At 72.0% G+C, this 12,192-nt stretch carries 11 protein-coding genes; 4 read left to right on the top strand and 7 right to left on the bottom strand.

Annotated features, from left to right (window positions below; translation table 11 throughout):
• Positions 1 to 77: 77 nt before the first annotated feature.
• Complete coding sequence (locus ACFWEG_RS17850; RefSeq protein ID WP_387216007.1) at positions 78 to 875, top strand: sugar phosphate isomerase/epimerase family protein; 798 nt, start codon at positions 78 to 80, stop codon at positions 873 to 875.
• Between the two features lie 37 nt (positions 876 to 912).
• On the opposite strand, the gene ACFWEG_RS17855 is transcribed toward ACFWEG_RS17850, so the two are convergent.
• Complete coding sequence (locus ACFWEG_RS17855) at positions 913 to 1,290, bottom strand: nuclear transport factor 2 family protein (RefSeq protein ID WP_387216010.1); 378 nt, start codon at positions 1,288 to 1,290, stop codon at positions 913 to 915.
• Positions 1,291 to 1,757: 467 nt separating this feature from the next.
• Here ACFWEG_RS17855 and ACFWEG_RS17860 point away from each other — a divergent pair, with 467 nt between their 5' ends.
• Positions 1,758 to 3,101, top strand: a complete 1,344-nt coding sequence (locus tag ACFWEG_RS17860) for a capsule biosynthesis protein CapZ (protein WP_387216013.1) — start codon at positions 1,758 to 1,760, stop codon at positions 3,099 to 3,101.
• A 136-nt stretch (positions 3,102 to 3,237) separates the two neighbouring features.
• Here the strand turns inward: ACFWEG_RS17860 and ACFWEG_RS17865 are convergent, their stop codons facing one another.
• Positions 3,238 to 4,047, bottom strand: coding sequence for a class I SAM-dependent methyltransferase (locus ACFWEG_RS17865; protein ID WP_387216016.1), 810 nt, complete (start codon positions 4,045 to 4,047; stop codon positions 3,238 to 3,240).
• 177 nt (positions 4,048 to 4,224) lie between these two features.
• Between ACFWEG_RS17865 and ACFWEG_RS17870 the strand changes: the two genes are divergently transcribed.
• On the top strand, positions 4,225 to 6,492 hold the full coding sequence (locus ACFWEG_RS17870; protein ID WP_387216019.1) for an ATP-dependent RecD-like DNA helicase: 2,268 nt from the start codon (positions 4,225 to 4,227) through the stop codon (positions 6,490 to 6,492).
• Positions 6,493 to 6,700: 208 nt separating this feature from the next.
• Entirely contained in the window at positions 6,701 to 8,020 is a 1,320-nt protein-coding gene (locus ACFWEG_RS17875) for a citrate synthase (protein ID WP_387216022.1), read from the top strand.
• A gap of 664 nt (positions 8,021 to 8,684) precedes the next feature.
• Here the strand turns inward: ACFWEG_RS17875 and ACFWEG_RS17880 are convergent.
• The 5 genes from ACFWEG_RS17880 to ACFWEG_RS17900 form a co-directional block, all read right to left on the bottom strand.
• Positions 8,685 to 8,981: a heavy-metal-associated domain-containing protein gene (locus ACFWEG_RS17880; protein ID WP_387216025.1), complete on the bottom strand. Its 297-nt coding sequence runs from the start codon at positions 8,979 to 8,981 to the stop codon at positions 8,685 to 8,687.
• An 82-nt stretch (positions 8,982 to 9,063) separates the two neighbouring features.
• The gene (locus ACFWEG_RS17885; RefSeq protein ID WP_387216028.1) at positions 9,064 to 10,056 is read right to left on the bottom strand and encodes a PrsW family intramembrane metalloprotease; all 993 of its coding nucleotides are present in this window, start codon (positions 10,054 to 10,056) and stop codon (positions 9,064 to 9,066) included.
• An 86-nt stretch (positions 10,057 to 10,142) separates the two neighbouring features.
• Positions 10,143 to 10,673: a DUF6817 domain-containing protein gene (locus tag ACFWEG_RS17890; protein ID WP_387216031.1), complete on the bottom strand. Its 531-nt coding sequence runs from the start codon at positions 10,671 to 10,673 to the stop codon at positions 10,143 to 10,145.
• 82 nt (positions 10,674 to 10,755) lie between these two features.
• Positions 10,756 to 10,962 carry a helix-turn-helix transcriptional regulator gene (locus tag ACFWEG_RS17895; protein ID WP_387216034.1) on the bottom strand — a complete coding sequence of 69 codons (207 nt, stop codon included), beginning with the start codon at positions 10,960 to 10,962 and terminating at the stop codon, positions 10,756 to 10,758.
• Positions 10,963 to 11,208: 246 nt separating this feature from the next.
• Positions 11,209 to 12,132, bottom strand: coding sequence for a sugar phosphate isomerase/epimerase family protein (locus ACFWEG_RS17900; RefSeq protein WP_387216037.1), 924 nt, complete (start codon positions 12,130 to 12,132; stop codon positions 11,209 to 11,211).
• Positions 12,133 to 12,192 lie beyond the last annotated feature (60 nt).

Raw genomic sequence — 12,192 nt, forward strand, 5'->3', positions numbered from 1 at the left:
GCGATCGCCCGGGTGGCCGGGCGCTCGCCGCTCGTGGCCGGGCCGTCACCGGGGGGGAGGGGCTAGGGTCGGGAGGCATGAAGATTGCGTTCTCCACCCTCGGTGTCCCCGGCATCTCCGTCCCCGACGCGGCCCGGCTCGCGGCCGAGCACGGCTACCACGGGGTGGAGTTGCGCGCGCATCCCGAGGAGGCGCTGCACGCGGGCAGCACGGCGGAGGAGCGGGCCTCCGCCGTGGAGGAGTTCAAGGCGGCGGGCGTCGAGATCCTCGGCGTCGCCGGGTACGCGAAGGTCGCCGCGGCGGGTGACGACGCACCGGTCGAGGCGGAGCTGCGGGAGCTGGTCGCCCTCGCCCGGGACCTGGGCGCCCCGTACGTCCGGGTCTTCCCCGGCGCGGACGGCGCCCCGCGCGAGGAGGCCGACGCGACGGCGGCCCGCCGGCTCGGCGCGGTGGCCCCCGTCGCCGCGGACAGCGGCGTACGGGTGCTCCTGGAGACCCACGACTCGCACCGCACCGGCGCCGACGCCGCCCGCGTCCTCGGCCCCGTCGGCCACCGCAACGTCGGCGCCCTGTGGGACGTCATGCACACCTGGCTCGGCGGCGAGGACCCGGAGTCGACCTACGCCGTCCTCTCCCCGCACCTCGGCTACGTGCAGGTCAAGGACATCGCCTCGGCCGACGACATCGCCCCCGTCCCCCTCGGCGCCGGCGTCCTCCCCCTCGCCGAGACCCTCGAACTCCTCAGCCGCGAGGGCTGGGACGGCTGGCTCTGCTGGGAGTACGAGAAGCGCTGGCACCCCGACGCCCCCGCCCTCCCCGCCCTCCTGACGGCAGGCCGCGAACACCTCCTCCGCCTCCTGACGGAGTCCGCGTAACGGCACCGCGCCCGGGAGGGCGAACCCATGGCTGCGCCTACACCAGTTCCGTGATCCCCTCCCGCCACTCCGGGCGGGACTCGGAGCCCACCTGCGTCCAGTACTCGCGGCCCCGCACCACCCGGCCGTCCTCGACCGTCCAGAAGGAGGCCGCGCGGAAGAGGCCGAGGTCGTCGTGGGGGACCTCCACCTCGGAGGCGACCTCGTCCCCCTCGGCGACGATCCGCAGCACGCGGATCGACCAGCCCGCGGGGTACTCGCTGTTGACCGCGACGAAGTTCTCCGCCCCGACGATCCGCTCCCGGCTGAGGGGCCACTCGACCACGACGTCGCCGGCGACCAGCTCCGCCACGCCCGCCCAGTCGCGCGCCTGGATGCGGTCCCACAGGGCCTCGACGACACTCTTCGCTTCCATGGTCCGCACTGTCGCACGCGCCACTGACAACGCGGCCCGCACGAGGGCCGCACGGGGCCTCGTCCGGCCCGCGACCGGAAGCGGAGAAAAAACTTCGGATCCGCGTACAACCCTTGTCCCCCTTGGCCTGTCTCACTGGGTGTCAGGTCTTCTGGAGGGGGATCCGGGGGGATCGCGGAGGCCTGGCGACGGAGGGGGAACACGAGGGGCCCGGCCCGGGGGGACCGGGCCCCTCGAAAACGTGCGGTCGAGGTCGTCAGATCTCCCGCAGCGGCGGAGGACATTCCCGCCCGATCCGAAAACGCGTTCCTCGTGCGCATACGAGAACGAATTCGAGCGCGAATGCGGGAATTCCGGATCCGGACCCGGCGATATGCTGGCCGCCCCACCGGGCGTGAAATGTCCGCGCCCTGCTGCCCGGTGACAAGCGAATGCAGGGAAAGGGCGCTCCGGTATCTGGAGTCAGCATGTCAACTGAGATCATCGGCCGGCCCGACACGTCGGGGGACGGGAATTCTCCCGACACCCTCCGCGCGGAACTCGCGCGGCTCCAGGAGCGCGTCGACCGGCTGGAGGCGGACGCCGACCGGTCGCCGCGGACCGCGGGCCCGCTCACCCTGGAGGAGTACCTGCGGCCGATCCGCGCGGCCCGCGCCTCCTGGGACCGGCTGCGCGCGGAGGGGCGCGTCCCCGAGCCCGTCGTCAAGGTCGTCGAGCCCACCGGCATCACCCTGCCCGCCGCCTCCGCGCTCCGCCGCGAGCCGCCCCGCAAGCCGGAGGACCGGCAGCCCGACTACCTGGAGAAGTTCGACGACCGGACGCTGTTCTACGACGCCTTCCGGCACGGCGACGACGTCTGGCTCTCCGGCCCGCCCCTGCACAACCTGCGCCCCGTCCTGCAGGGCGCCGAGTGGCGGGTGGACGGCGCCGACGTCAGCGGATCGGTCTCCCTGAAGGACTGGGGCCGCACCCAGCGCTCCCGGATCACCGGCGTCCGCCCCGGACGCCACCTCACGCTCGACGTGGGCGACCTGCGGCTGAACACGGTCATCGCGCCCGACGAATCCGAGCTGTTCGCCGGGCAGCGCACGATCATCACGAAATCCAAGGACAACGACCTCGTCTGGATCCGGGATTTCCTGCGCTATCACCACATCGTGCACGGTGTGACGGGAGTCGTGTTCTACGACAACAATTCCAGCACCTATTCCGCCCACGCCGTGGCCGAGGCCATCGCGTCGGTGGAGGGGATCACCACGGCCGTCGTCGTCGCGTGGAACTACCCCTGGGGGCCGGGCCCGGGCCCGAACAAGGTCTGGGACTCCGACTACTGCCAGTACTCCCTCCTGGAGCACGGGCGGTTCCGCTACCTGTCCAGGGCGGCCGGCGTGATCAGCGCCGACATCGACGAACTGGTGCTCACCGACGACGCCCGCCCGGTCTTCGACCACGCGGCGGAGTCCGAGACCGGGGCCCTCCACTACGCGGGCGTCTGGATCGCCAAGGCGACGGCCGAGCCGGTCAACCCGATGCGCCAGCGGCGGTTCGTCGACTACCGCCACCGCGCCCCCGGCGCGTGCACCACGAAGTACGCCGTCCTCCCGGACCGGCTCGACGGGCACACCTCGCAGTGGCGGGTGCACGGCGTCGTCGGCACCGGCGCGGAGACCTCCGAGCGCATCCACCACCGGCACTACCAGGGGGTGAACAACGGCTGGAAGCTCAACCGCAAGGAGGACCTGGTCCAGCCCGGCAAGCACGTCTTCGACGTCCGCATGTCCCGCGTCCTGGACATCGTCTTCGCCCCCTGAACGCCCCGCGCGGACGGGGAGCCGGGGTCGGGGACCTCCTCGGGAAGGCCCCCCGCCCCGCGCGCCCCCGGGATCCCCGCGCCCCCAGGGACCTCCGCGTCCACCGCCTCCGCGCGCCCCATCGACCCCGATGCGCTCAGTCGAGCTGCAGGACGGTGGAGCGGGCCACGTCCTTGACGAACGTGATGCGCCGGTCGAAGGCACCCTCGGCCGCCCACATCTTCGTGATGTCCCGCTCGGCCTTGCGGTTGGTGTCGTCGAGCACGACCAGCGCGCCGTGCGCCAGCCGGGGCAGGAGCTGCGGGACCGCGGGGTAGCGGGCGAGCGGCGCGGTCGGGCGGGGCGGGCCGTCGACGAAGAGCAGGTCGACCTCGCCGACCTCGCCGAGCCCGGACAGGTCGTACCAGGGCTGGGTGCCGAGACCGGGCACGTCGATGTCGATCAGGGGCGCGTCGACGACGGTCGCCCACGACTCCAGGCCGTGGTCCGCGAGCCGCTGCCGGGTCACCTCGGCGTACTCCTTGTCGTGCTCGACGGAGGTCACGTGGCCCTCGCCGCGCTTGCGCAGGGCGGCCGCCGTCCAGAGGGTGGACGCTCCCGAGCCGCACTCCAGCATGGTGCGGCGGCCGGGCCGGCCGAGGATCTCGTCGACGACGAACAGGATCGTCGGAGCGACCGCCGCCCAGTTCGCGCCCAGCACCGGCATCGGCATGTCGCCCTCGATGAGCTGCTCGTGGCGGCGCATCAGCTCGGCGATGACGTAGGGCTGGTGCTCCAGCTGCTTGCGGATGCCGGTGATCGCGTTGGACAGCGACCTGTTCTGCTCCTTGAGCGCGCGGAGGATCTGCTCGGTGTCGACGTTCGGGACCGCGGCGGGGGCGGGCGGCGCGGCGGGCTGGGGCTTGGTCCTGGGGGCGTACTTCGAGGCGAGCTCGCGCAGGTTCACGTGACGGTTCTTCCGGTAGGGAGCTTCGGCCGACCCGGCTGTCGGGCGGGGTAGGCCGATCAGCGGACGAGGCCCGGGGGCGGAGGGGCGAGAGAGCTCGCCGTTCCTGACAACGCGGCCGCGCGGTTTTGGTTACCCCTCGGGTGCGATGTCAGTGGCCCCCGCTACGGTCGGACCATGTCCGGCACCACCACCGAAGCCAGCCGCGGTACCGGCCCGAACTTCTCGGTGCTCGAAGGGGTCCTGGAGCGGATCACCTACAGCAACGAGGAGAACGGGTACACCGTCGCGCGCGTGGACACCGGGCGCGGGGCGGGGGACCTGCTCACGGTCGTCGGCTCGCTGCTCGGCGCGCAGGTGGGGGAGTCGCTGCGGATGGAGGGGCGCTGGGGCTCGCACTCCCAGTACGGCAAGCAGTTCACCGTCGAGAACTACACGACCGTGCTCCCCGCCACGATCCAGGGCATCCGCCGCTACCTCGGCTCGGGCCTGATCAAGGGCATCGGCCCGGTCATGGCCGACCGGATCACCACCCACTTCGGCGTGGACACCCTCGACGTCATCGAGCGGTCCCCGAAGCGGCTGGTCGAGGTCCCCGGACTCGGCCCGAAGCGCACGAAGATGATCGCCGCGGCCTGGGAGGAGCAGAAGGCCATCAAGGAGGTCATGGTCTTCCTCCAGGGCGTCGGCGTCTCCACCTCCATCGCCGTGCGCATCTACAAGAAGTACGGCGACGGCTCCATCTCCGTCGTGCGCAACGAGCCGTACCGGCTCGCGGCCGACGTCTGGGGCATCGGCTTCCTCACCGCCGACCGCATCGCCCAGGCCGTCGGCATCCCGCACGACAGCCCCGAGCGGGTCAAGGCGGGTCTGCAGTACGCCCTGTCGCAGGCCACCGACCAGGGCAACTGCTACCTCCCCGAGGACCGGCTGATCGCCGACGCCGTCAAGCTCCTCCAGGTCGACACCGGTCTCGTCATCGACTGCCTGGGCGAACTCGCCGCGGACGACGAGGGCGTGGTCCGCGAGAAGGTCCCCGGGGACGAGCCCGGCGGGGAGCCGGTGACGGCCGTCTACCTCGTCCCCTTCCACCGCGCCGAGATGTCGCTCGCCGCCCAGGTCCTGCGCCTGCTGCGGACCGGCGAGGACCGGATGCCGGCGTTCCGGGACGTCGACTGGACCCGCGCCCTGACGTGGCTGGGGTCCCGTACCGGCGCCGAGCTCGCCCCGGAGCAGGAGCAGGCCGTCAGGCTCGCGCTGACCGAGAAGGTCGCCGTGCTGACCGGCGGCCCCGGCTGCGGCAAGTCGTTCACCGTCCGGTCGGTGGTCGAACTGGCCCGGGCGAAGAAGGCCAAGGTGGTGCTCGCCGCGCCCACCGGCCGCGCGGCCAAGCGGCTCGCCGAGCTCACCGGCGCCGAGGCCTCCACCGTCCACCGGCTGCTCGAACTCAAGCCGGGCGGCGACGCGGCGTACGACCGCGACCGGCCGCTCGACGCCGACCTCGTCGTCGTCGACGAGGCCTCCATGCTGGACCTGCTGCTCGCCAACAAGCTGGTCAAGGCGGTCGCGCCCGGCGCCCACCTGCTCCTGGTCGGGGACGTCGACCAGCTGCCGTCGGTCGGCGCGGGCGAGGTCCTGGCCGACCTGCTGGCCCCCGGCAGCCCGGTGCCCGCCGTCCGGCTGACCCGGATCTTCCGGCAGGCGCAGCAGTCCGGCGTGGTCACGAACGCGCACCGGATCAACTCCGGGAAGCACCCCGTCACCGACGGCATGACGGACTTCTTCCTCTTCGTCGAGGACGAGACCGAGGACGCCGGGCTGCTCACGGTCGACGTCGCCGCCCGCCGCGTCCCGCGCAAGTTCGGCCTCGACCCGCGCCGGGACGTCCAGGTGCTCGCCCCGATGCACCGCGGGCCGGCCGGTGCGGGCCACCTCAACGGGCTGCTCCAGCAGGCGATCACCCCCGCCCGCCCCGACCTGCCGGAGAAGCGGTTCGGCGGCCGGGTCTTCCGCGTCGGCGACAAGGTCACCCAGATCCGCAACAACTACGACAAGGGGGAGAACGGGGTCTTCAACGGCACCGTCGGCGTCGTCACCGCGCTCGACCTCGACGAGCAGAAGCTGACCGTCCGCACCGACGAGGACGAGGACGTCCCCTACGACTTCGACGAGCTGGACGAGCTGGCGCACGCCTACGCGGTGACCATCCACCGCTCGCAGGGCAGCGAGTACCCGGCCGTCGTCGTGCCCGTGACCACCGGCGCCTGGATGATGCTCCAGCGCAACCTGCTCTACACGGCGGTCACCCGGGCGAAGAAGCTCGTCGTCCTCGTCGGCTCCCGCAAGGCGATCGGCCAGGCGGTGCGGACGGTGTCGGCCGGCCGCCGCCACACCGCGCTCGACCACCGGCTGAGCGGGGCGCTGCGGGGGGCGGGACCGGGCTGATGCGGAGGTCCGGTGAAAGATGATCGATCAAAACGGTGTCTTACATCACGCAGGTCTTCCGGAACCGGGTCGAAGGGGGCAGGATGGGCAGGCTGGTGGCACTGGGTGCCGCCATAGGGCCCAACGGCCGACCCCGAGTGCACTCTTCTGAGCCGAGTGGGGGATGGTAGAAGCAGTCAGGGCACCTCGAAGAAGAGGACAGACGTCGGTGAGGGATGACGTGAGCGAGAAGCGCGAGCACGGCGACAAAGCAGTAGTAGTGCGTTACGGCGACGACGAGTACACCTACCCGGTGATCGACTCCACCGTCGGCGACAAGGGCTTCGACATCGGGAAGCTCAGGGCCCAGACCGGTCTTGTGACCCTGGACAGCGGTTACGGCAACACCGCGGCCTACAAGTCCGCGATCACCTACCTCGACGGCGAGCAGGGCATCCTGCGCTACCGCGGCTACCCGATCGAGCAGCTGGCCGAGGACGCCAGCTTCATCGAGACGGCGTACCTGCTGATCAACGGCGAGCTGCCGAACGCCGACGAGCTCGAGACCTTCCGCGGCGAGATCACCCAGCACACGCTGCTGCACGAGGACGTCAAGCGGTTCTTCGACGGGTTCCCGCGGGACGCGCACCCGATGGCGATGCTGTCCTCGGTGGTCTCCGCGCTGTCCACGTTCTACCAGGACAGCCACAACCCGTTCGACGAGAAGCAGCGCCACATCTCGACGATCCGGCTGCTCGCGAAGCTGCCGACGATCGCGGCGTACGCGTACAAGAAGTCGATCGGCCACCCGTTCGTCTACCCGCGTAACGACCTCGGCTACGTCGAGAACTTCCTGCGGATGACGTTCTCCGTGCCGGCGCAGGAGTACGTGCCGGACCCGGTCGTCGTCGACGCGCTCGACAAGCTGCTGATCCTGCACGCGGACCACGAGCAGAACTGCTCGACGTCCACCGTGCGGCTGGTCGGGTCCTCGCAGGCGAACATGTTCGCCTCGATCTCGGCGGGCATCAGCGCGCTGTGGGGTCCCCTGCACGGCGGTGCGAACGCGTCCGTCCTGGAGATGCTCGAGGGCATCCAGCGGGACGGCGGCGACGTCGACGCGTTCATCACCAAGGTGAAGAACAAGGAGGACGGCGTCCGGCTGATGGGCTTCGGCCACCGGGTCTACAAGAACTTCGACCCGCGCGCGAAGATCATCAAGGCCGCCGCGCACGAGGTGCTGGCCGCGCTCGGCAAGTCCGACGAGCTGCTCGACATCGCGCTCAAGCTGGAGGAGCACGCGCTCAGCGACGACTACTTCGTCTCGCGCAACCTCTACCCGAACGTGGACTTCTACACGGGCCTCATCTACCGCGCGATGGGCTTCCCGACCGAGATGTTCACCGTCCTCTTCGCGCTCGGCCGGCTGCCCGGCTGGATCGCCCAGTGGCACGAGATGATCAAGGAGCCCGGCTCCCGCATCGGCCGCCCCCGCCAGATCTACACCGGCCAGGTCGAGCGGGACTTCGTCCCGGTCGAGGAGCGCTGAGTTTCGTTCCGAGGCGCAGGGTGAGCCGGGAGGCTGCCGGGGGTCCGGGGGTTGACCCCCGGGTCAGCACAGTCACCGGCCAGGTCGAGCGGGACTTCGTCCCGGTCGAGGAGCGCTGAGCCTCTCCGCGTAGCCGGTTCCGTCGGGCTGGGGGCTGCCCCCGGCCCGACGGGCTGCCTTCGGGGTCCGCGCGTGGAAAAGCGCCCCGCTACCGATCCCCCCACGGGTCGGCAGGCGGGGCGCTTTCCATTTCCCCCGGTGCGGATTCCCCCCACGGGATCCGTCCGGGCGTCTATGGAGGCTGGTGCCTGTGGTGTCGCGCTGTGCTGTCGGAGCCCTGCGTCCCACGGCCGGGACACGTACGCGCGGGAGGGCCGCTCAAGCTCCCCGGTGCACGCACCCCGGCCGACGCTCGCCGAGGGACGTCCCCCAAGACGTCCGCTGAACGTCCCCCAAGACGCTCGGCATCGTCTTATAAGACTGGCGACCACCTGAATTGGTTACGCTCACGACAGTGTGATCTGTGTCTCGCGCAGATGTCCGGTTCACGCGCGAGCCCCCGTCCGGTCGGACGGGGGCTTCAGCGTAAGCGAGTTGGGGGGACTCTGTGAAGGTCTTCCGGCCACAACTCTTGGTCACGATCGGGGACGGCCTCCCCGCGGGATCAGACCGTGCCGACCAGCTCGTACCCCGCCTCGTCGACCGCCGCGCGCACCGCGTCCTCGTCGAGCGGCGCGGCGGAGACCACCGTCACCCGCCCCGTCGCCGCCGCGGCCTGCACGGACGCCACGCCCGGCAGCTCGGACAGCTCGCCGGCCACCGCCCCCTCGCAGTGTCCGCAGGTCATCCCCTTCACCTCGTACACCGCGGTGACGGAGCCGGCCGCCGCCTCGGGGGCGCAGGCGCCGGAGCCGCCGCAGCAGCCGGACGCGGCCTGGGGGAGTTCGGTCGGAGCGGTCATGTCGTTCTCCTCGGGGAGGCGTGTCGGGGGCGCGGGGGGTACTCGTCTCCGGAGTACCTCCCGACCCACGCACTCTATACCCCTAGGGGGTACGTTGACGAGCCGCGACCGCCAGCGACCGCAGCCACGCGAGTCCCGCGAGCGACACCAGCACCAGTCCGCCCACGGAGAAGAACGTGAACCAGTGCTGCTGCTCGCTCGTCGGGTCCGGGATGTACCCCGCCTCGAAGACGCTCTGCTGGAGCTGCGTGATGCCGGTGACGTGCGCGGTGAGCCAGATCGCGATGCCGTGCGTGGAGTCCCACAGCGCGTGCAGCAGCGAGACGCCGAGGTAGGTGCCGACGACCGCGCCGGTGATCCGGAAGCGCCCGTCGGGGCGGCGAGCGGCGAGCAGGACCGCGCCGGCGATCGCCGTCCACAGCCCGTGCCCGAACGGGGCGAGCAGGCCGCGCAGCAGCTCGGTCTGGAGCAGCGCCCGCAGGTCGATGCCCTCCATGGTGACGGCCGCGTTGAAGGCGTACCCGGAGCTCTCGAACGCGGCGAACCCGAAGCCGACCGCCGCGCCGAGCACGAGTCCGGCCCGTACGCCCCGCAGGTGGGGGTAGCGGCGCAGGACGAACATCAGCGCGGCGAGCTTCACCGCCTCCTCGATCAGGCCGACGCCGACGAACATCCACAGTGAGGGGTGGAGCAGGTAGTACTCCATGACGGACGCGCCGAGGACGCCGAGGATCCCGCCGGTCACGAAGCAGCCGAGGATGGGGCGGACGCCGATGTCCGCGCCGTGCCGCTCGTGCGCCCACACCACGAAGACGCCGGGGACGAGGAAGCTGCCGAGCAGGATGAGCGTCGGCAGCAGGGTGGTGTTCTCGGTGGCGTAGGTGACCGCCGCGGTCAGCACCCAGAGCGCGAGTCCGCCCCACAGGCAGCGCTTCCACAGCCCGGGCCTGGTCTCCGGGGCGGGCGGGTGCGGTGCGGGGTGCGGCGGCCTGGTCTGCTGCCCCCAGCCGTGCGCGGGGTCGGGGGCGGGGGGCGCGGAGTACGGCCCGCCGGGATCGGCGGTGGGCTGAGACATGGGGGTCCCTCCGGATCGGCGTCTGGTCCGGAGTTTAGGGCAGATGATCCGCTACGGGGCTTATGTCGCTTTCCGGTGCCGCGCCGTCACGCCCCCAGGATCAGCTTCACCTCGCTGCGCGCGGCCTCGCTGAGCAGCGGGTCGAAGCGGGTGAACAGCTCCAGCAGGGCCCCGCCCCAGCGGGCGCGGAACGGGAGGCTGATCCGGGCCAGGTCCAGCTCGTTCGCCGCCGTCAGCTCGGCGAGGTCCTGGCGCCGGCGCAGCGAGGGGGTGAAGCACTCGCCGGTGAACCGGTCGCGGAAGACGCCGTCGGCTTCGGTGAGGGCCGGGTAGGACGCGGAGCGGTCGCAGGAGCCGTAGAAGTAGACGATCTCCTCGGCCTCCTCGCCGATCGCGGCGGCGAGCTTGGTCCGTTCGTCGAGCGGGAGCAGCTGGGCGGGGAAGCCCTCGGTCCCGTAGAAGGCGTGGCAGAGGCCGGCCAGCCGGAGTGCGGGGCGGCCGCCCCAGGCGCCCAACTGGTCGTGCACACGGCGGAGATGGGCGAGCAGGGTGCCGCCGGGGTGTTCGATCGTTTCGGCGCCGGCGGCCATCAGGAGCGCGGTTGCGGAGTCGGACATCCCGGCATCATGACAGCCGGGCCCCGCCCGCGGCGGCGCGGGGGCGGGGACCCGTTCGGCGTACAGGTGTTCGTGCGCCCGGTCAGCCGGTGCGGCCCCGGTTGCGCGGCCGGTTCGCCACCCAGCTGCGGATCGTGTCGGCGAACCAGTACGGTCTGCCGCCCTCGGTGCGGTCGGGCCGCGGCAGCAGGCCGTGCTTGCGGTACGAGCGCACGGTGTCGGGCTGGACCCGGATGTGCGCGGCGATCTCCTTGTAGGACCAGAGTTCGGGGTCGGTCAAGAGGGGCACCTCCCTGTGGCGCGTCGCCGCCGCCGCGTCGGGCTCGGGGGAGCCGCCGGGGGGAGGCCGCGGCGCGAGCGCTCCACGATCACCGGGCCCCTTCCCGGTCCGCGCCGCCGACTCGGCCGGGGAGCGGCCTTGTCGCCTCCCTGTGACGCGGAACCCGCGTCCCGGGGACATGCGTGACGCGGCGTGCACACCTGTGACCGTTCCGCCTGCGCCGTCCGGGTGAACCGGCGTCGGGCGGACGCCGTTTCAGACTCCGCAGGAGCGCAGGAACGCGCGGGTCCGCGCGGCGATCGGCAGCGGGGTGTCCGGTGCGCACGGGTACATGTCCTGCTCCACGATCGCGAACAGCTCGGCGTCCAGGCCCTGGGCCGCCGCCAGGACCGGTTCGAGCGCGGGGACGCCGAGGGGCGGCTCGCACATCACCCCGCGCGCGACGGCCGGCCCGAAGGGGGTGCCCTCGGCGACCACTTCGGCGAGGACCGCCGGGTCCACCTGCTTGAGGTGCAGGTAGCCGATCCGCTCGCCGTAGGCCTCGATCAGCTCGACGCTGTCGCCCCCGCAGTACGCGTAGTGCCCGGTGTCCAGGCAGAGGCTCACCCGGTCGGGGTCGGTCGCGTCCAGGAAGCGCTCGACGTCCTCGCGCCCGGCCAGGTGGGTGTCCGCGTGCGGGTGGACGACGAGCCGCAGGCCGTACCGCTCGCGCAGCTCGTGGCCGAGCCGCTCGGTCTGGGCGGTGAGGTGCCCCCACTGCTCGGGGGTGAGGACGCGGTCCTCCAGGACGGCGCCGGACTTGTCGTCGCGCCAGAAGGACGGGATCGACACCAGGTGCTCCGCGCCCATGGCGCGGGTCAGGGCCGCGATCCGGCTGACGTGCTCCCAGGTGGACTCCCACACCGCGGGCCCGTGGTGCAGGCCGGTGAAGACCGTCCCCGCCGACACCCTCAGCCCGCGCCGCCCCGTCTCCTCCGCGAGCCGCGCCGGGTCCGTCGGCAGGTAGCCGTACGGGCCCAGCTCGATCCACGCGTACCCCGCCTCGGACACCTCGTCCAGGAACCGCTGCCAGGGCACCTGGCGCGGGTCGTCGGGGAACCAGACGCCCCAGGAGTCGGGCGCGGAGCCGATCCTGATGCGCGACGGGGCGGGGGCCGGGGTGTCTGCGGAGGTGGCCATGGAAACGACCCTCCGGGGCTTTCCGGACGGCGTCAAGGGGGCGGTCCTGTTGTCCGGACA

This window comes from Streptomyces sp. NPDC060194 (assembly GCF_042728285.1).
In the GTDB taxonomy this organism is placed as follows: domain Bacteria; phylum Actinomycetota; class Actinomycetes; order Streptomycetales; family Streptomycetaceae; genus Streptomyces.